The sequence below is a fragment of the Dickeya oryzae genome (assembly GCF_009372235.1).
Lineage (GTDB): Bacteria > Pseudomonadota > Gammaproteobacteria > Enterobacterales > Enterobacteriaceae > Dickeya > Dickeya oryzae.
This window is the reverse complement of sequence record NZ_SULL01000017.1, coordinates 116046-136550: the sequence shown is the minus strand read 5'-3', so window position 1 is coordinate 136550 and position 20505 is coordinate 116046. Positions and strand designations below refer to the sequence as shown.

Here is a 20505-nt window from a genome sequence, read left to right as displayed (position 1 = left end):
AGGTTAGGTCAGAAACGGCGGCTTATACGCAAAAAAAAGCCGACTCTACAGTCGGCTGGCTATCATTTCGTACCAAACAGCTTGTCGCCCGCATCACCCAGGCCCGGCATAATGTAACCGTGTTCGTTGAGGCCCTTGTCGATAGAAGCGGTGTACAACTCTACATCCGGATGCGCTTTCTCCAGCGCGGCAATCCCTTCAGGCGCCGCAACCAGCACCAGCACCTTAATGCTAAGGCAACCGGCTTTCTTCAGCAGGTCGATAGTGGCAATCATCGAGCCGCCAGTCGCCAGCATTGGGTCAACGACCAGCGCCATGCGTTCGTCGATGTTAGAAGCCAGTTTCTGGAAATAGGGAACCGGCTCCAGCGTTTGTTCGTCGCGGTACATCCCTACCACGCTGATACGCGCACTCGGTACGTTTTCCAGCACCCCTTCCATCATGCCAAGGCCAGCACGCAGGATCGGTACGACGGTAATTTTTTTACCTTTGATTTGGTCAACTTCAACCGGGCCGCACCAGCCTTCGATGGTCACTTTTTCCGTCGCCAAATCGGCGGTGGCTTCATAGGTCAGCAAACTACCGACTTCAGACGCCAGTTCACGGAAACGCTTGGTACTGATATCGTGCTCGCGCATCAGACCCAGTTTATGCTTAACGAGCGGGTGTTTTACCTCGACGATTTTCATTACTTTTTACTCCCATCGGCAGTGGACGGCCAAAAAAATCGCGGGATTATACCGCTTTTTCAAATGTACGCCATAGATTCCAGTCTGATCCAAATCAAGCGAAAACGGAAATTATCGCTATCCCTCCCCCAGACAACCGATAGCGGCCTTCATCGTCTTCTGACGAAAGCGCCACACAGCGAAGACACTGCTCGCAAACGTTTGCTTACGCTGTTAGAATTAGCGCGCTCCATTTTTTAAACCAATCGTAACCTCCGTGGGGACTCCGCAGTGACCGATAAAACCTCTCTCAGCTATAAAGACGCAGGCGTGGATATTGATGCTGGTAATGCATTGGTAGACCGTATCAAAGGTGTAGTGAAACAGACCCGTCGCCCGGAAGTCATGGGTGGATTGGGCGGTTTCGGTGCCCTGTGCGCCTTACCGCAAAAATACCGCGAACCGGTACTGGTTTCCGGTACCGATGGGGTTGGCACCAAGCTGCGTCTGGCGATGGACCTGCAGCGTCACGATACGATTGGTATCGACCTGGTGGCAATGTGCGTCAACGACCTGGTGGTACAAGGTGCCGAGCCGCTGTTTTTCCTGGATTATTACGCCACCGGTAAGCTGGATGTAGACACGGCAGCCCGCGTTATCACCGGTATCGCCGAAGGCTGCAAACAGTCTGGCTGTGCGCTGGTGGGCGGCGAAACCGCTGAAATGCCCGGCATGTACCACGGTGATGATTACGACGTGGCCGGTTTCTGCGTCGGCGTGGTTGAAAAAGCCGAGATTATTGACGGCAGTAAAGTACGCGAAGGCGACGCACTGGTCGCACTGGCTTCCAGCGGCCCGCACTCCAACGGTTACTCGCTGATCCGTAAAATCCTCGAAGTGAGTGGCGCTAATCCGGAACAGATTCAACTGGATGGTAAATCACTGGCTGATCACCTGCTGGCCCCGACTAAAATTTACGTGAAATCCGTACTGTCACTGATTGAAAACGTAGACGTGCACGCCATTTCCCACCTGACCGGCGGCGGTTTCTGGGAAAACATTCCGCGCGTATTGCCGGAAGGTATGCAGGCGACGATCGAAGAATCCAGCTGGCAGTGGCCGTCTGTGTTCCAGTGGCTGCAGCAAAATGGCAATGTCAGCCGTCACGAAATGTATCGTACCTTTAACTGTGGCGTGGGCATGATCATCGCGCTGCCAGCCGATCAAGCGGACAACGCTATCGCTCACCTTGCCAGCAACGGTGAAACTGCCTGGAAGATCGGTGTCATTACCCGTACCGATGGCGGAGAAACCGTGGTCATCCAGTGATGAAAAACATCGTTGTCCTGATTTCAGGTCAGGGAAGCAATCTGCAGGCGTTGATTGACGCCTGCCAGCATGGTCGCCTTCCCGGGCGAATTAGTGCGGTATTGAGCAATAACCCGGATGCTTTCGGCCTCAAGCGGGCTCGTGACGCCGGTATCGCGACCCATGCGCTACTGCCGGGCGATTACGCCAGTCGTACCGACTTCGATGCCGCACTGGCAATTGAAATTGAGAAATATCAGCCTGATGTCGTGGTATTGGCTGGATATATGCGGATCCTCAGTGCCGAATTCGTTACCCGTTTTCTGGGGAAAATGCTGAATATCCACCCGTCGCTGCTGCCCAACTATCCCGGCTTGCATACCCACCGCAAGGCGCTGGAAAACGGTGACAGCGAGCACGGCACCTCGGTGCATTTTGTCACCGAAGAGTTGGATGGTGGCCCGGTTATTCTGCAAGCCAGAGTGCCCATTTTTCCCGGCGATACCGAGCAGGATATTCAAGAGCGGGTGCAAACGCAGGAACACAGCATCTACCCGCTGGTTGTCGGCTGGTTCCTGGCAGGACGTCTGGCACTGCGCGATAATCACGCCTGGCTTGACGGTGAAGTGATTCCCGCAAGCGGCTACGCCGCTGAATAAACCGCCTGACTCAGCGTCCGCCTACCTCACGCCCTGGCATCGCCGGGGCGTTGTTTTTGCGTGTTATCCTCGTCATGCCTTCATAAACAGGGTCGCATCAAGCCGCGCTCTTTTTCCCGGATAATGACCCTCGTCACAAAGGTTACAGAATTGTATGTAACCGCTTTCATCACTGTGACATGACTCACGTAGTCTATCCATAACGCCTGACAGAATAAGTCCAACAGGTTGAATGCCAGAGGCGCCCTTGTGAACTTTTTCTTCTGTGGTGAGTATGCATGATTACCATCCGTGATGTCGCACGTCAGGCGGGCGTTTCCATCGCTACCGTTTCCCGTGTGCTCAATAACAACAGCGCGGTCACCCAACAGACGCGCGATCTGGTGCTGCAAACCGTCGAACAATTGGGGTACCGGCCTAATGCTAACGCGCAGGCACTGGCATCACAGGTCAGTGACACCATTGGTGTGGTGGTCATGGACGTGTCGGACCCGTTCTTCGGCGCGATGGTCAAAGCCGTTGATACCGTGGCACAGCGCCTGCAAAAGCATGTGCTGATAAACAACTCCTACCACCAGGAAGAAAAGGAACGGCATGCCATCGAAGTGCTGATCCGCCAGCGTTGTAACGCGCTGATCGTGCATGCCAAAGCCTTATCCGATGAGGAGCTGGCAGGCTTCATGGATCAGGTCCCCGGCATGGTGCTGATCAACCGGGTGCTGCCGAACTACGCGCACCGCTGCGTCTGCCTCGACAACGTTAGCGGTGCCATGATGGCGACCCGTATGTTGTTACAACAAGGGCACCAACGCATTGGCTATCTGCGATCCAGTCACCCGATAGAAGACGTAACGGAACGTCTGACTGGCTGGCGACAAGCGTTACAGGAACATGGCATCGAGCCGCCTGATGAGTGGATTGCCGCTGGCGAGCCCGACCTGCAAGGGGGAGAAGCGGCGATGGTGGAACTGCTGGGACGCAACCAGCAGTTAACAGCCGTCTTCGCTTATAACGACGGTATGGCCGCAGGTGCTTTAATGGCGTTGAAAGATAATGGCATTTCGGTACCGGAACGGTTCTCGGTGGTCGGCTTCGATGATATCCCCATTTCCCGTTACACCGATCCGCGCCTGACTACTATCCGCTACCCTATTGTTTCCATGGCAAAAATCGCCACAGAGCTGGCGCTAAAAGGCGCGGCAGGATTGCTGGACCCAACAGCCAGACACTGTTTCATGCCGACGCTGGTACGGCGGCATTCGGTGGCGGCCCGTTAAAATGTGCAAGAGGTCACTAATTCATTCAAATCATCCATGTAACCGCTTTCAATTTGTGAGTAAATTCACAGTTAATTAACATTGCGCTCTCTATGATGGTGGCGTACTGCGTAGGCCGGACGCCTTGTAACACGGTCGCCCAGTCAGTTGAATTGTTAGCGGCCGCCACGGCGAAAACGTTCACAATATCAGTTTCAGGACGCTGTTTATATTCAGGATGCATTATCAGGTCGCGCTGCCAACCGGCGAACGCCGCCTGAAACAGGGAAGTCAGGCTTTAAGCGGGCCATGCCTGCAAACTCCATCAGACCGGCGTTACCCGCCACTGATGACGACTAACTGACTGCCGTACTACGTCTACCTTGCGTTGTGCGGCCGGACTGAGAACTACCCTGCATAAACCCGGAGATATCATGAATAAGAAGGTTTTCACTCTCACCGCCCTGGTTGCCAGTATGATGTTCGGAGCCTCCGCCCATGCCGCGGATACCCGTATCGGCGTCACCATCTACAAATACGACGACAACTTCATGTCGATGGTGCGTAAAGATATTGAAAAAGAAGCCAAAGCCCTGGGTGGCGTCGAACTGCTGATGAATGACTCGCAGAACGACCAATCCAAACAAAACGATCAGGTCGATGTTCTGCTGGCCAAAGGCGTGAAAGCACTGGCTATCAACCTGGTTGACCCGGCTGCTGCGGCCATTGTGGTACAGAAAGCGAAAGCGGCCGATGTACCGGTGGTGTTCTTCAACAAAGAACCGAACGCAAAAGTACTGGCCAGCTATGACAAAGCCTACTACGTCGGTACTGATTCCAAAGAATCCGGGATCATTCAGGGTCAGTTGATCGCCAAACACTGGAAAGCCAACCCATCATGGGATCTGAACAAAGATGGCGTTATCCAGTACGCCCTGCTCAAAGGCGAACCGGGCCATCCGGATGCCGAAGCCCGTACCAAATACGTGATTGATACCCTGACCAAAGACGGCATCAAAGTCCAGCAGTTGCAGATGGATACCGCCATGTGGGATACCGCTATGGCGAAAGACAAGGTTGACGCCTGGATGTCTGGTCCTAACGCCGACAAGATTGAAGTGCTGATTGCCAACAACGACGCCATGGCAATGGGTGCTGTCGAAGCGCTGAAAGCGCATAACAAGAGCAGCATTCCGGTATTCGGCGTTGACGCGCTGCCAGAAGCCCTGTCGCTGATCAAATCCGGCGCACTGGCTGGTACTGTGCTGAATGACGCTGACAACCAGGCCAAAGCCACTATTGATCTGGCGAAAAACCTGGCACTGGGCAAACCGGCAGCGGAAGGCACCAACTTCAAAATTGAAAACAAGGTGGTCCGCGTACCTTACGTGCCGGTTGATAAAGACAACCTGGCGCAATTCACGAAGTAATCTTGTCGGGGCGCAGCAACTGCTGCGCCCTTCACTGTTTGAACGACCGGTTTTTTCAGCCAGACAGTCGTGTTCAGTCTGGCAACGTTTCAGCCAGGTAATTATTTCGACCAGGTAAAATATGACCAGTGATACTCTAACCACTCAGCGCGAATTCCTGCTGGAGATGACCAATATCAGTAAGTCGTTTCCCGGTGTAAAGGCATTGGATAATGTCAACCTGAAGGTGCGCCCTCACTCTATCCATGCCCTGATGGGAGAAAACGGCGCAGGAAAATCGACTCTACTGAAATGTCTGTTCGGCATTTATCAGAAAGATACAGGCAGCATTCAATTCCAAGGGCAGGAGATCGATTTCAAAAGCGCGAAAGAAGCGCTGGAGAACGGCGTATCCATGGTGCATCAGGAATTGAACCTGGTTTTGCAACGCTCGGTCATGGATAACATGTGGCTCGGCCGTTATCCCAAAAAAGGGTTGTTCGTCGATCAGGAAAAAATGTATCGCGACACCAAAGCCATTTTCGATGAACTGGATATCGATATCGATCCGCGCGACAAAGTAGCCACACTGTCCGTGTCGCAGATGCAGATGATCGAGATCGCCAAAGCATTCTCCTACAATGCCAAAATCGTCATCATGGACGAGCCCACCTCGTCACTGACGGAAAAAGAGGTGAACCATCTGTTCACTATCATCCGTAAGCTGAAAGACCGGGGCTGCGGCATTGTTTATATCTCCCACAAAATGGAAGAGATCTTCCAGTTGTGCGATGAAATCACCGTCCTGCGTGACGGTCAGTGGGTCGCGACTCAGCCGCTCGAAGGCCTGAATATGGACCAGATCATCGCCATGATGGTGGGCCGTTCCCTCAATCAACGCTTCCCGGATAAAACCAACACCCCGGGTGACGTGATGCTGGAAGTACGCAGTTTGACCTCAATGCGTCAACCGTCTATCCGCGATGTGTCGTTTGACCTGCGCCAGGGTGAGATTCTGGGGATTGCGGGTCTGGTCGGTGCCAAACGTACCGATATCGTTGAAACCCTGTTTGGTATCCGCGAAAAACTCAGCGGCACTATCAAGCTGCACGGCAAAGACATCAACAATCACAACGCTAACGAAGCGATTAATAACGGTTTCGCGTTGGTCACCGAAGAGCGCCGCTCTACCGGTATCTACGCCTATCTGGATGTCGGCTTTAACTCGCTGATTTCCAATATTCACAAATACAAAAATAGCCTCGGCCTGCTGGACAACAAACGCATGAAAAGCGATGTGCAGTGGGTGATTGATTCCATGCGGGTAAAAACCCCAGGCCACCACACCGCTATCGGCTCGCTGTCCGGCGGTAACCAGCAGAAGGTCATCATCGGACGCTGGCTGCTGACTCAGCCGGAAATACTGATGCTCGACGAACCGACCCGTGGCATTGACGTGGGCGCGAAATTCGAGATTTATCAGCTGATTTCAGAGCTGGCGAAAAAAGGCAAAGGAATCATCATCATTTCGTCTGAAATGCCAGAGCTGCTGGGCATCACCGACCGTATTCTGGTGATGAGTAATGGCCTCGTCGCAGGCATTGTCGAAACCAAGAACACCACGCAGAACGAAATTCTCCGTTTAGCGTCGTTACACCTTTAATGATGCAAGGGCTGTTACCATGAAAGCTACAACTAAAAAAAGTGCGCTCACCTGGCTGAAAGACAGTGGTATTTACGCCGTACTGCTGGTACTGCTGGTGATTATTATTATCCAGGACCCCACCTTCCTCAGCCTCACCAACCTGAGTAACATTCTTACCCAGTCTTCGGTGCGCGTCATTATCGCGCTTGGCGTAGCCGGGCTTATCGTCACGCAAGGTACCGACCTGTCAGCTGGTCGCCAGGTCGGCCTCGCCGCCGTGGTTGCCGCCACGCTGTTACAAGCAATGGACAACACCAACAAGGTGTTCCCACACCTGGAAACCATGCCGATCCCGCTGGTTATTCTGATCGTTTGTGCTATCGGTGCAGTGATTGGTCTGGTCAACGGTCTTATCATCGCCTACCTGAAAGTGACGCCGTTCATCACCACATTGGGTACGATGATCATCGTTTACGGTATCAACTCACTGTACTACGACATCGTGGGCGCTTCCCCGATCGCCGGCTTTGACGACCGTTTCTCCACCTTCACACAGGGCTTTGTGCGCCTCGGTGATTTCAAACTGTCCTACATCACGTTCTACGCAGCAATTGCGTCACTGTTCGTGTGGATTTTGTGGAATAAAACCCGTTTTGGTAAAAACATCTTCGCTATCGGCGGTAACCCGGAAGCCGCCAAAGTGTCTGGTGTGAACGTGTCGCTGAACCTGATTTGGGTGTACATGCTGTCCGGCGTGTTCTATGCCTTCGGCGGTATGCTGGAAGCAGGTCGTATCGGTAGCGCCACCAACAACCTGGGCTTTATGTATGAACTTGACGCCATCGCCGCGTGCGTGGTCGGCGGCGTGTCGTTTGCCGGTGGTGTGGGTACGGTTGCCGGTGTCGTGACCGGGGTTATCATCTTCACCCTCATCAACTACGGTCTGACTTACATCGGCGTCAGCCCTTACTGGCAGTACATTATCAAAGGCGGCATCATCATTTTCGCTGTTGCCCTCGACTCCCTGAAGTACGCTCGCAAAAAATAACGCGAACCGTGCCTCACGCTGTCAAACCTGCCACTTCGGTGGCAGGTTTTTTTTATCCGGCTTAATGTATCGGGACGATAAGATACCGCCAATCGCCGATGCTTATGCCTGGCTTTCCAGCTACCCGACAAAGACCGTATTTTGCACTCGCCCGCTGCTGCTATAAAATAGCGCCTTTGTGATTTCCACACGGGACGCGGCCACTCGCCCTGCGTTAATCGTTGTGATGCTCGCTTATAGGGAAAATAGATGAAAAAACTCCTCGCTCTGATGGCTCTCGCCCTGAGTACCTGTTTGGCGCTGAGCACCGCACAGGCCGGTAGCACGCTGGACAGGGTTAAACAAACCGGTGTTGTCCGTAACGTGTTGTTCAATGACTACCCACCATTTAGTTATCTGAATGATAACAACCAGTTGGTCGGTTTTGATGTCGATGTTGCCAACGCCGTCGCGCAGAAACTGGGGGCAAAGCTGGAACTGGCAACACCAGGCTGGGAAACCATCGTCGGTGGTAAATGGCAAGGCCGCTGGGATATGTGCATCTGTTCAATGACGCCAAACGCCGAACGTGCCAAGGTTCTGGATTTCGCTACCCCTTATTACAGCACCTTCGCTGTGCTGATCGTCCATAAAGATGAGAAAAACATTCACTCCGCCGCTGACCTGAGCAACAAAAAAGTCGGGCTGGGGTTGGGTTCCAGCTACGAGAACTACCTCAACAAAAGTCTGGTGATCCCCGGCGGCAAGCCGATTGCCTTCCCATTTGACCATGTTCAGGCAGTCCCCACCGATGAAGAAATGGCATTCCGTAATCTGGCGTTAGGCCCCGGTAAACGTCTGGATGCGGTCATTTCCGATCGCATCACAGCTAAACCTCGCCTCGAAAAACTGCCGCAACTGCGCATTCTGCAGGAACTGTATGCTGAACCAAACTGGATTGCTGTTGATAAAGGCGACCCGGAATGGAGTAAAACACTGGCCGACACCATCAATGCACTGCGTGCCGACGGCACCCTCAAAGCCATATCCATGAAGTGGTTTGGTGAAGACATCACCGGGGTCACCCCGTAATGTCGCGCTCCACCGCAAAAACCCCATCCAACATGCCACCGGCGCCTGAGCGCGCCGGATTCGGTTTTCGTTTGCGTGCGGGGTTGACCTGGCTGGTGTTGCTCAGCCTGCTGTTGTGGCTGTTTTCATTTATGGATTTGGATACCGGCCTTATCCGTCAGAAATTGCCTTCCATGCTGGGCATGCACCTGTCGCCGGATGGCTTCATCCAGGGAGCGGTGCTGAGCGTCGTCATCACCATCATCTCCATGCTGTTCTGTATCCTGTTGGCGGTTATCACCGCAGCAGGCAGGCTCTCTTCCAGCGCCATCGCCTTTGGTTGCGCCACGTTTTACGTTTCGCTGTTTCGCGGCACGCCTCTGCTGGTGCAGGTATTGATAATCTACCTCGCCCTGCCCCAGGTCGGTATTGTGATGAGCGCGTTCACCTCCGGTATTATTGCGCTATCGCTCAACTACGGCGCTTATCTGGCGGAAACCATTCGCAGCGGCGTCCTCTCGGTTCCCCGCGGTCAAAAAGAAGCGGCGATGGCGTTGGGGTTGTCTCGTTGGGTCATTACCACCCATGTGGTGGCACCGCAGGCGCTGCGCATCATCATTCCTCCTGCCGGTTCTCAGTTCATTTCAATGATCAAAGACTCGTCTCTGGTGTCGCTGATGGGCTTGTGGGAACTGAATTTTCTGGCGCAGTCTTACGGGCGCAGCACCTACCACTACATGGAAATGCTCACTACCGCTGCCGTGATTTACTGGTTGCTGTCTATCGGGCTGGAACTGATCCAGGGACGACTGGAGCGACGCTTCGGTCGTGGTTACGAGCATCACGACAAGAAAACCCCCTCTTGATTCTCCGTTAATGCGCTCGCCGTTTCACAACGGTCGTCGTTAACTATCGCCCCATTGGCAATAGCCCTGTGAAATAGCAGGGCTTTTCTTTTTTTACTTTCGTTTTTCGTCTTTTTGTTGCAAATAAAAATAATTCTTATTATTTTTCACGCCTGATTTTTACGAGAAAAGCACATGCGTATCCTTTTTCTCCTCTTCACCCTACTCAGCCTTTCCTCTCTGGTTCAGGCCAAAACCGTCACCGATATCACCGGTCGTCAGGTCATCATTCCGGATAACCCGCAACGGATCGTGCTGGGTGAAAGTCGCATGTTGTATACGCTGGCCTTGCTGGAACCGGGGAACCCGGCGCAGCGCATCGTGGGATGGCCTGGCGACCTGGCGCGTTACGATTCCCAAAGCTGGGGGCGCTACATAACGGCATTCCCTGATATCGCACGTATTCCACAGCTGGGTAACGGCAATCTCAACAGCGTCAACGCAGAGATGCTATTGCCACTGAAGCCCGACCTGGTGATCCTGCCGCGGCTGGCCAAAGGGGCTGACAACGAGCAGAGCATCCAGCGGGCGTTAACGCAGGCGGGCATTCCTTACATTTATGTCGATCTGCGCATTGACCTGCTGAAAAACACCGTCCCCAGCCTGCGCCTGTTGGGTGAGGTACTGAACCAGCAGTCACGTGCCGATGCCTTTATCACGTTCTACCAGCAGCATATGGATGCCATAAGAACACGGCTCGCGCAGTACCAAGGGCGCAAACCGACGGTGATGTTGCATTTGCATCTTGGCCGCCGGGATACCTGCTGCACCACTGCCGTCAACGGTAATCTTGGCGCACTGTTGGCCTTCGCTGGCGGCGACAACATCGCGGCAGGCAAAGTCAAAGGGGTATACGGCGAGCTGAGCCCGGAACAGGTACTGGCTGCCAACCCCGACGTCTACATTGCCACCGGGATGGCCGGGCCGGATGGCAAACGCTTTTCTGACCTGATGCTCGGCCCGGACGTCACACCCCGTCAGGCAAGCGACAGTTTACGCACGCTACTGCTGCAAGAGCCTCTGCTCTCACACCTCAGCGCTGTCGGCAACGGCCGCGCCTGGAGTATGTGGCACAACTTTTATCTCAGCCCTTATCACGTGGTGATGGTGGAAATGTTCGCCAAAGCCCTCTACCCGACACTGTTTAGCGACATCGATCCACAGCGCACCTTACAACAACTCTATCAACAATTTTTACCGATTGATTTTTCAGGGACCTATTGGAGTCAGTTAACACATGAATAATCGCCACTGGCAAAAAAGCTGGCCGCTGCTAGCTTTGCTGCCGTTCAGCCTTCAGGCCACCGCCGCATCAACCGATAGCACTACCCCGTCAGAGACCAAAAAGCAGGAAGATACCCTGGTAGTGAACGCCAGCACACCTGCTACCAGCACTGGGGATACCGGCTATCAACCGCACAACGCCGTAATCGGCACCCGTACCGACAGCCGCCTGCTGGATATACCGCAGGCCGTTAATGTGGTGCCGCAGCAGGTGCTGGAGGATCAGGCGGTCAGAAACCTTGACGATGCGTTATACAACGTCAGTGGCATCACTCAGGCCAACACGCTGGGAGGAACACAAGACGCCGTGATGAAGCGTGGTTTCGGTGATAACCGTGACGGTTCCATCCTGCGTGACGGCGTACGTTCGATTCAGGCGCGTAACGTCACACCAACCACCGAACGGGTGGAAGTGCTCAAAGGGCCAGCATCCATGCTGTACGGCTGGGGTGACCCTGGCGGTATGATCAACATCATCAGCAAAAAGCCGCAGTTGGTGCAGAAAACTCATATCGAAGGCTGGAACAGCAGCTTTAACGGCGGCGGTGGCCAGTTTGACGTCACTGGCCCGATCAGCACCTCTGGTCTGGCCTATCGCTTGATTGTCGATCACGATGAAACCGATTACTGGCGTAATTTCGGCCGTAATCGCCAGACAACTGTTGCCCCCTCACTGATGTGGTATGGCGAAAATACCACCGTGCTGGTTGCTTATGAGCACATGGAATACCTGACACCGTTTGATCGCGGGACTGTCATCGATAGCCGTACCGGCAAACCGGTTGCCACGCCGCGCGAGCGTCGGTTTGATGAAACCTATAACGCTACCCGCGGCGATCAGGACACACTGACGTTCCAGATAGAAAATACGCTGAACGAGCGCTGGAAAAGCAAACTGAATTACGCCTATAGCCGCAATACCTATAACGACAATCAGGCGCGAGCCATGTCACTTAATCCGAAAACCGGGTTCCTGACACGCCGGGCTGATGCAACACAGGACGCGCACAGTCAGTCACAAAACGTGCAACTGACGTTAAATGGCGATATCGACTGGGGCAGCATCAACCACCAGTTGCTATTCGGTTTCGATCATGAAGCTGACCGTACCCATCGCGGCAATATGATTCGCAGCAAAAACAATAGCAGTTTCAATGTTTATAACCCGGTATACGGCCTTTTCCCGGCATCCAATTCGGTTATCGCAGCTGAGAGCGACCAGAAAGAAGACGTCAATAGCACTGGCGTTTTCATGCAGGACGCCATAAGACTGGATGAACACTGGATGCTGTTGGGTGGCGTGCGCTATGACCGCTTCGATGTCATGTCAGGCAAAGGACGCCCCTTCGTGACCAATACCGACAGGTCGGACAGCCGAGTGGTGCCACGCGCGGGTGTCGTGTACAACCTCACGTCTTACGCCTCGTTGTACACCAGTTATAGCGAATCCTTTAAGCCTAACTCGGCCGTCAACAAAGCAATCGGGTCGACGATGGAGCCGGAAGTCGGGCGCTCCTATGAGATTGGTGCCAAGCTGGATCTGCCCAATCGTATTACCGCCAACCTGGCGTTATTCGATATTCAAAAGCACAACGTGATGGTGAATGAATTGCAAACCATTAACGGCGTCAGTGAAACGGTTACCCGCACCGCCGGTAAGGTACGTTCACAAGGGGTAGAAGTGGATGTCGCGGGCAAACTGACCGACAGCCTGAGCCTGATTGGTGCCTACGCCTTTACCGATGCACGTGTCACCTCCGACCCGAAGAATCAGGGGAATGAAATGGCTAACGTGGCGCGCCACACCGCGTCACTGTTCCTGACCAACGACTTCGGCAATCTGGGTCTTCATGCAGGTGATGATCTGCGTGCTGGCATCGGTGCACGCTACGTGGGCCGTCGCCCCGGCGATGCCGCCAACAGCTTCTTCCTTGACGACTACACCGTGGCGGATGCCTTTATCGCCTATAGCGTGCCGCTCAACGGTTACAAGGTGAAATGGCAGTTGAACATCAAAAATCTGTTCGACAAAACCTACTACCCTTCCAGCGGCAGCAGCCAATATGTGGCGATTGGCGACCCGCGTGAAGTGGTGTTACGCGCCAGCGTCGACTTCTAACTTATCCGCACTGCGCGGCCTTAAACACAGACCGCGCATCTTCACTCTTCACTTTTCACTTTTCACTTTTCACTTTTCACTTTTCACACACGGTCATCGCCAGGCACTTGCCCTTATTCCAACAGCTGTTAACGTCGTATCAATACTCACCATTAGGATGCTGTCTTTAACCTCAGGCGTGATAACGACGGAACAACGCCTTACCGCGTAACAGACGTAGCCCCAGCCAACTGCCGTACAGCGACAGCAGCAACGCCGCCACAACCGGCAACCCGCCCCACAACCACAGGTTCGGCTGCCACGGGAAATCAAACACCTTACGTTGCAACAACCACAATGCCGCTTCCGCCCCCAATGCTGCCGCCACACCGGCCGATAACCCCAGCACCGCGAACTCCCACCACAAGGTGGCGCGTAATAAACGCTGCCCGGCTCCCAGCGTGCGATAGACAATCAACTCCTGACGCCGCTGGCGCATCCCCACCTGAATCTGTGCCAGCAATAACAGCGCACCACAGAACAGCACCAGCACCACCATCACTTCCAGCGCCAGCCCGACCTGCTGCAACACAGCACCAAGCTGCTGTAGAATCGCCCCGACATCCAACACCGTCAGCGTAGGAAACTGTCGATTCAACTGGGTGATCAACGTATCGCCGCCGTCATAACGGAAGCTGGTCAACCATGACTGCGGCTGGCTATCCAGCGATCCTGGCGGGAAGATAAAGAAAAAGTTCGGCCGCAGGCTTTCCCAATCCACCTGCCGCAGGCTGCTGATGGTGGCCTGAAACGGCTGAGTATCGCCGGTAAACGTCAGCGTATCGCCAATCTTCACCCCCAGACGTTGCGCCACACCTTGTTCTATCGACACTTCGCCCGCTTTAGGCGGCCACTGCCCTGCCACCAGCGGATTATGCCCCGGCAACTGCGCCAGCCAGGTCAGGTTCAATTCGCGGTTGACGGTTTCCCCACCGGGATCATCCTCGTGCACCAGATCAGTCGCCCTCAGCCCATTGATTTCCGTCAGGCGGGCGCGAATGATCGGGTAGAACGTTTGCGGTTTTACCTGATGCTGCGCCAGAAAATCCCTGACCTGCGGCACCTGTTCCGCATTGATATTCAACACAAAGTAGTTAGGGCTACCGGGGGGTAACTGCTGTTGCCAGCGCTCCAGCAAATCACCACGCAACAGCAGCAAAAGCGACAGCAGCATAAAAGAGAGTGAAAACGCCGCCAGTTGCCCCAGCGTGACCCACGGTTGACGTAACAAGCGGTTAATTGCCAGACGCAATGACAGCCTTTTCAGCGTCAGGCGACGCAACACGAGCAAGCTGCCCCAGCCAATCCCCCCCAGCAGCAGCGATAATGCCAGCATCCCGCCCAACAGCGACCATAACAACGCGCCGCCACCAGACAACACCACCAGTAAACCAATAACCACCACTGCCACGGCGGGCAGGTAATAGCGCAACGGCCACACATTCGCGACCACATCCTGACGTAATACCCGCAGCGGCAGGGTCGCCAGCAACTGCCGGTAAGGGCGAATCCCCACCAGCAAGGAGATCAGCACCAGCGTTCCCAGCGCCCAGCCCCACGGCCATAGCCCGGCAGCGGGTAATTCGCCCGGCAACACCGGTGCAAGTACCCGTATCAGCAACGCTTCAAAGCCCATTCCCAGCAGGCTGCCGCACAATGCCGATAGCATCAGTACCGATACCCACTGTCCGATAATCAGCCGACGCAATGCCTGACGCCCAGCCCCCAGCGTTTTCAGTACCGCCACCAGGTCGTAACGGCTGCGGCAATAATGCCCCATCGCCACCGCGACCGCCGCGACCGAAAGCAGTAACGTCAGCAGTGCCGACAACAGCAGGAACTGCTGGGAGCGTTGCAACGATTTGCCCACGGCTCCCTGCGAATCCGCCATACCATACCAGCGTTGATCCGGCTTCAACTGTGGCGTGATAACGTCGCTAAAGCGGGTGAGTTGTGAGGGTGTCCCGGCAAACATATAGCGCCAGGTAATGCGTCCACCGGGCTGAATAGCGCCGGTTTTGTCCACATCCGCCAGATTCATTAACACCCGTGGCGCGGTCTCGAACGGATTAAACCCCGCGTCCGGCTCTTGCAGCAATTCCCCGGCGACGGTCAAGGTGGTATCGCCGACATCCAACTTATCGCCCACCTTTATTCCCAGTAACGCCAGCAGACGAGGAGCGACCAGCACCGTGCCCGGCGACGCCCGCAGCCCGGCAGGCTGTGTCTTCAGCTCACCATACAACGGATACTGCGTATCGGTGGCGTTGACCTGTGCCAGTTGCGCGTTATCCCCCGCGTAGGTCATGGTCATGAACGATACTTGCCGACTCTGCGCCAGCCCTAATTGCTGTGCCTGCTGTAACCACTGTTCATCTACCGGGCGGGATGCCCGCAGCACGCGATCGCCGGCCAGAAAATCCCGACTTTGCAGGCTAAGCCCTTTTTCCATCCGATCACTGATAGCCCCCAACGCCAGCACGCAAGCCACCGACAGCGTTAACGCCAGCCAGACAATCAGCAACGACGGCGATCGCCACTCTCGCCAAAACCAACGCCAGATCATGCATCCTCCCACAATTTTCCGTCGCGCAACCGCAGACAACGCTCGCAACGCGCTGCCAGCTGTTCGTCATGCGTCACTAAAATCAGCGTGGTGGCAAAGTCGCGATTAAGGGAAAACAGCAGATTAGCGATACGATCGCCCGTTTGACGGTCTAGGTTACCGGTCGGTTCATCGGCAAACAACAACCGAGGGCGGCCACTGAACGCACGAGCCAGCGCAACGCGCTGTTGCTCGCCGCCAGAAAGCTGCGCGGGCAGGTGGTGTAATCGCGCTCCCAACCCAATCTGCTGTAAAAGCTGCTCTGCCTGCTGACGACTGTGGCGATCGCTTTCGCCACGCAGCAACGCCGGTAGCTGCACGTTCTCGAGCGCGGTCAGGGTAGGCACCAGCATAAAAGACTGAAACACAAACCCCACATTCTGCGCCCGCAGTGCAGCACGGCCTTCTTCATCCAGGCTATCGAGCCGCTGACCAAGCAGCGACACCTGCCCACTGCTGCCGTCATCCAGTCCGGCCAGAATCCCCAACAGGGTCGATTTCCCCGAACCGGACTCACCCACCAGCGCAATGGTCTGAGCAGGTTTGACAACCAGCTCAACTCCGGTGAGGATGGAGAGCTGATGTTCCCCCTGACCAACGTGCTTACTAAGATGATGAACTTCAAGAATGTTTTCTGCAGGCATGTCGTTATCCTTCTATTCTGGGGCCTGTTCAGTCTGCGCGCCTTCGCGACAGATACGCTATTGGTGCTGGGCGACAGCCTGAGCGCAGGCTATCGTATGGCGGCGAACCAGGCCTGGCCTGCATTACTGGATGCGACCTGGCAGTCGCGCTCCCCAGCCGTCACGGTCCGGGTGGTAAACGCCAGCATCAGCGGCGACACCGCCGCACAGGGGCTGGCGCGCCTGCCGGTGTTGCTACAACAACATCAGCCGCGCTGGGTATTGATTGAGCTTGGCGGCAATGACGGCCTGCGTGGGTTCCCCCCCCAAAACCTGGAGCGGGAACTCACTAGCATCATTACACAAGTCAAAGCGGCCAACGCCCGACCGTTGCTGATGCAAATCCGCTTGCCAGCCAACTATGGACGGCGCTATACGGAATCATTCAGCGCGGTTTATCCGCGGCTTGCTACAACGCTGGGTGTTCCTCTGCTGCCGTTTTTCATGGAACAGGTTTATCTCAAGCCAGAATGGATGCAGGATGATGGCATCCATCCCAACCGTGACGCCCAGCCGTTTATCGCGCAATGGATGGCAACACAGCTTGACCCCATTATTCACCAACACTGAGTCGATTACAGACTAACAGTTAACCACGACTCTTGATATTTAAGCGTTTTCGTTAGGTAAAGTTATGCAAAAAGCGGTTTTGATTACCGGTTGCTCCAGCGGCATTGGCCTGATTGCCGCTCAATGTTTGCAACAACGCGGCTATCGTGTGCTGGCGGCCTGCCGCCGTCATCAGGATGTGGCGCGTATGAACTCTCTGGGCTTTGAGGGGATCGACCTGGATCTCGACAACAGTGCCAGCGTCAGGCAGGCGGCGGATATCGTGATTGCCCTGACAGGCAACCAGCTCTACGGCTTGTTCAACAACGCCGGTTACGGACTGTACGGACCGCTTAACACCATCTCCCGTCAGCAACTGGAACAGCAGTTTTCCAGTAATCTGTTTGGTACCCACCAGTTAACCCAACTGTTGCTGCCCGCCATGTTGCCGCACGGCGAAGGACGAATTATCCAGACCAGTTCGGTCATGGGACTCATCTCCACCCCTGGGCGAGGCGCTTACGCGGCCAGTAAATATGCGCTGGAAGCCTGGTCCGACGCATTGCGTATGGAACTACACGGCAGTGGTATACATGTATCGTTGATCGAACCCGGCCCCATCAGTACCCGATTCACCGATAATGTGGCGCAGACACAACAGGATAAACCGGTCACCAACCCCGGTATCGCCAGCCGTTTCACGCTGCCGCCGCAAGCCGTGCTGCCGAAGTTGATTCACGCGCTGGAAAGTCCGCGCCCAAAACAACGCTACCCGGTCACGTTGCTGGCCCACGGCATTACTGTACTACGCCGCTTACTACCGGGCTGCGTGCTTGATCATCTGCTGCGGACAAAATCCTGATTCGGGGTTGAAGTGTCGGACATCGACCCCATAATGGCTAAAAAGGCTGAGAGAGAATGACATGTTTGAACAACACGCCAACGTGATTGATATCAACGAGACCAATTTGCATCAGGTGCTGGAACAATCCATGAGCGCCCCGGTGCTGTTTTACTTCTGGTCTGATCGCAGTACTCACTGCCAGCAACTGGGCCCTGTGCTGGACAAACTGGCGGCGGAGTATGCCGGTCAGTTCATTCTGGCAAAAGTAGACTGCGATGCTGAGCAACGTGTGGCGGCGCAGTTCGGTCTGCGCGCTATTCCAACGGTGTATCTGTTCAAGGACGGTCAGCCCGTAGACGGTTTTCAAGGGCCGCAGCCGGAAGACGTCATCCGTGACTTGCTGCAACGTGTCTTGCCGAAAGCCGAAGACCTCAAACTGGCGCAGGCGCAGCAGTTGATTCAGGAAAACCAGTTAAAAGAAGCGGTGGTCCTGTTGAAAGACGCCTGGCAGTTGGACACCAAGCGCAGCGACATTGCACTGTTGCTGGCGGAAGTACAGCTCCAACTCAATCGTTCCGAAGATGCGCAAGCGGTACTGGATACCATTCCATTGCAGGATCAGGACACCCGTTATCATGGGCTGATCGCGCAAATCGAATTGATGAAACAAGCGGCGGATACACCAGAGATTCAGCAACTCCAACAGCAACTGGCCGCGTCGCCGGATAATCAGGAACTGGCGGTACAGCTGAGTCTGCAACTGCATCAGGTCGGGCGTAACGAAGAAGCGCTGGAACTACTGATGGGCTTGCTGAAAAAAGATCTGGCGGCGGCTGATGGCAGCGCCCGCAAGACACTGATGGATATCATGGCAGCACTGGGCACTGGCGATGCGCTGGCTGCCCGATACCGCCGTCAGTTGTATTCGTTGTTGTACTGATCGTTGTTGTACTGATCGTTGTTGTACTGATCCTTGTTGTACTGATCCTTCGCGAATTCCTGACGCTAACGATGGGGGCCACGGCCCCCGTCTTCGCTTTACCTGGTGGCAGATTAGCGCGTCGCCAGCACGCTTATCCAACCATGACCACCATACACCGGCCAACCGTTAAGCCAGCGGCGCAGCATATTCATCGCCAGCATCGCCACCACATCCTGATGGGTTTTGCGGCTATAGCGTCGTGCATTCACCTGAATGGTCTGGGCAAATGTCGCGTCAGGGGTATGCAACGCCAGCGTCAGCACCCCATCCTCCTCAGAACGCCCCACGTATAACGCTAATTGCGCCTGATGACGCGCTGCCAGCGTTAGCGTCTCTCCGGCAGCTACATCCAGCGTTAATGCGCTCTTCTCCAACCGTAACTCACCGCCGGATAGCGGGACTTCCGCCTCGCGCAGCTGCCAGTTGAGCAGACCAGCGGTGAAGTCTTCCGCCACCGCCAGACGCAGCCCACGCTCGCGAAGGCATCGGGCCAATTGCGCAGGTAACCCCTCCGTGCCCTCGAAAATCATATTTTCGCCCGCGACATCACGCACCGTTTGCCACACGGTTTCCATCTCCTGACGCCGGGCTGCGGGGCCGGTGAGTTTCAGCTCGATTATCGGCATTGAGGAGCGATACCCCAGCACGACATCCGGCGGTAACGGCAAGCTGTCAAGCTGGCTGGCCAGGTCGCTTTCGGAGCGCCCAAATGTGGTCAGCCGCAGGCACAGTGGCGGTTCTGCCACCGTAAAACGCTGGCGAAGACGCGGCAGAATCTGCTGCTCCACCATCACTTTAAATTCAGAAGGTACCCCAGGGGTGAAAAACATCAGGCACCGGTTCAGTTGCATGGCAAACCCACAAGCGGTACCGACCGGGTTATCCACCAGTTCCGCACTGGCAGGCAGTTGGGCCTGTTTGCGGTTGCTATCAGCCATAGCACGGCCACGCTCGGTGAAAAAGGCCGCCATCCGGACGAGCCATTCAGGATGCTCAACCAGCGTTTCTCCGGCGGCAGTCGCGGCGGCCAGCGCACTGAGGTCATCACTGGTCGGGCCCAACCCACCATTCACAATCAGTACGTCGGCTATCTGGCTGCGCTCGGTTAACGCGGCGACCAGTTCTTCGAGCTTATCACCCACCGTCATACGACTGGTCATTGGCACCCCCTGTGAAAACAGGTAATCCGCCAGCCAGGCGGCGTTGGTATCCACAATCTGCCCGTGCAGGACTTCATCGCCGGTACATAACATCTCAACCCTAAGCATCCACGGCACTCCTTATGATGGTTTCACACCACTTTAGAAATTCGTCGCTATAAACACAATGGTACGAAACACAATGGTGCGTTTTGCCTGATAAACGCGTTAGCGGGCAAACCGTGTCACTGGATAAAAAGTGTCACCGGATAAAAAGACAAAAGGCGTGACTCAGCACGCCTTAGGTTTTTAC

Annotated in this window: 17 protein-coding genes; 13 read left to right on the top strand and 4 right to left on the bottom strand. The window is 55.1% G+C overall.

Annotated elements, in window-relative coordinates:
* Positions 1-62: 62 nt before the first annotated feature.
* Positions 63-689, bottom strand: coding sequence for a uracil phosphoribosyltransferase (upp, locus tag FAZ14_RS18450; protein WP_016942006.1), 627 nt, complete (start codon positions 687-689; stop codon positions 63-65).
* Positions 690-959: 270 nt separating this feature from the next.
* On the opposite strand from upp, the gene purM reads away from it, so the two are divergent.
* The 10 genes from purM (at position 960) to FAZ14_RS18400 (ending at position 13351) form a co-directional block, all read left to right on the top strand.
* Positions 960-1997 carry a phosphoribosylformylglycinamidine cyclo-ligase gene (purM, locus tag FAZ14_RS18445; protein WP_016942007.1) on the top strand — a complete coding sequence of 346 codons (1038 nt, stop codon included), beginning with the start codon at positions 960-962 and terminating at the stop codon, positions 1995-1997.
* Positions 1997-2635, top strand: coding sequence for a phosphoribosylglycinamide formyltransferase (purN, locus tag FAZ14_RS18440; protein ID WP_153508992.1), 639 nt, complete (start codon positions 1997-1999; stop codon positions 2633-2635). Before purM ends, purN begins: the two co-directional genes overlap by 1 nt.
* A gap of 278 nt (positions 2636-2913) precedes the next feature.
* Positions 2914-3912 carry an HTH-type transcriptional regulator GalS gene (gene galS, locus FAZ14_RS18435; protein WP_012883830.1) on the top strand — a complete coding sequence of 333 codons (999 nt, stop codon included), beginning with the start codon at positions 2914-2916 and terminating at the stop codon, positions 3910-3912.
* 413 nt (positions 3913-4325) lie between these two features.
* On the top strand, positions 4326-5321 hold the full coding sequence (gene mglB, locus FAZ14_RS18430; RefSeq protein ID WP_016942010.1) for a galactose/glucose ABC transporter substrate-binding protein MglB: 996 nt from the start codon (positions 4326-4328) through the stop codon (positions 5319-5321).
* A 121-nt stretch (positions 5322-5442) separates the two neighbouring features.
* Positions 5443-6963, top strand: coding sequence for a galactose/methyl galactoside ABC transporter ATP-binding protein MglA (gene mglA, locus FAZ14_RS18425; RefSeq protein WP_016942011.1), 1521 nt, complete (start codon positions 5443-5445; stop codon positions 6961-6963).
* Positions 6964-6982: 19 nt separating this feature from the next.
* Positions 6983-7993, top strand: coding sequence for a galactose/methyl galactoside ABC transporter permease MglC (gene mglC / locus FAZ14_RS18420; RefSeq protein WP_016942012.1), 1011 nt, complete (start codon positions 6983-6985; stop codon positions 7991-7993).
* Positions 7994-8242: 249 nt separating this feature from the next.
* The gene (locus FAZ14_RS18415; RefSeq protein ID WP_016942013.1) at positions 8243-9064 is read left to right on the top strand and encodes an ABC transporter substrate-binding protein; all 822 of its coding nucleotides are present in this window, start codon (positions 8243-8245) and stop codon (positions 9062-9064) included.
* Complete coding sequence (locus FAZ14_RS18410; RefSeq protein WP_153508991.1) at positions 9064-9909, top strand: amino acid ABC transporter permease; 846 nt, start codon at positions 9064-9066, stop codon at positions 9907-9909. The genes FAZ14_RS18415 and FAZ14_RS18410 overlap by 1 nt, the downstream gene beginning before the upstream one ends.
* Before the next feature lie 174 nt (positions 9910-10083).
* Positions 10084-11193, top strand: coding sequence for an ABC transporter substrate-binding protein (locus FAZ14_RS18405; protein ID WP_153508990.1), 1110 nt, complete (start codon positions 10084-10086; stop codon positions 11191-11193).
* Positions 11186-13351 (top strand): TonB-dependent siderophore receptor, encoded by a 2166-nt coding sequence (locus FAZ14_RS18400; RefSeq protein ID WP_038925174.1) that lies wholly within the window; start codon positions 11186-11188, stop codon positions 13349-13351. The genes FAZ14_RS18405 and FAZ14_RS18400 overlap by 8 nt, the downstream gene beginning before the upstream one ends.
* A 172-nt stretch (positions 13352-13523) precedes the next feature.
* On the opposite strand, the gene ybbP is transcribed toward FAZ14_RS18400, so the two are convergent.
* Entirely contained in the window at positions 13524-15956 is a 2433-nt protein-coding gene (ybbP, locus tag FAZ14_RS18395) for a putative ABC transporter permease subunit YbbP (protein WP_153508989.1), read from the bottom strand.
* Positions 15953-16639, bottom strand: a complete 687-nt coding sequence (gene ybbA, locus FAZ14_RS18390) for a putative ABC transporter ATP-binding protein YbbA (protein ID WP_016942018.1) — start codon at positions 16637-16639, stop codon at positions 15953-15955. The genes ybbP and ybbA overlap by 4 nt, the downstream gene beginning before the upstream one ends.
* Between ybbA and tesA the strand changes: the two genes are divergently transcribed.
* The 3 genes from tesA to FAZ14_RS18375 all read left to right on the top strand — a co-directional run bounded on the left by tesA (position 16607) and on the right by FAZ14_RS18375 (position 19011).
* On the top strand, positions 16607-17248 hold the full coding sequence (gene tesA, locus FAZ14_RS18385) for a multifunctional acyl-CoA thioesterase I/protease I/lysophospholipase L1 (RefSeq protein WP_152446732.1): 642 nt from the start codon (positions 16607-16609) through the stop codon (positions 17246-17248). The two genes, ybbA and tesA, sit on opposite strands and share 33 nt — an antisense overlap.
* A 64-nt stretch (positions 17249-17312) precedes the next feature.
* Positions 17313-18089: an SDR family oxidoreductase gene (locus FAZ14_RS18380; protein ID WP_016942019.1), complete on the top strand. Its 777-nt coding sequence runs from the start codon at positions 17313-17315 to the stop codon at positions 18087-18089.
* 61 nt (positions 18090-18150) lie between these two features.
* Entirely contained in the window at positions 18151-19011 is an 861-nt protein-coding gene (locus FAZ14_RS18375) for a tetratricopeptide repeat protein (protein WP_016942020.1), read from the top strand.
* A 113-nt stretch (positions 19012-19124) separates the two neighbouring features.
* On the opposite strand, the gene FAZ14_RS18370 is transcribed toward FAZ14_RS18375, so the two are convergent.
* Positions 19125-20321: a nicotinamide mononucleotide deamidase-related protein YfaY gene (locus FAZ14_RS18370; RefSeq protein WP_153508988.1), complete on the bottom strand. Its 1197-nt coding sequence runs from the start codon at positions 20319-20321 to the stop codon at positions 19125-19127.
* Positions 20322-20505: the final 184 nt, after the last annotated feature.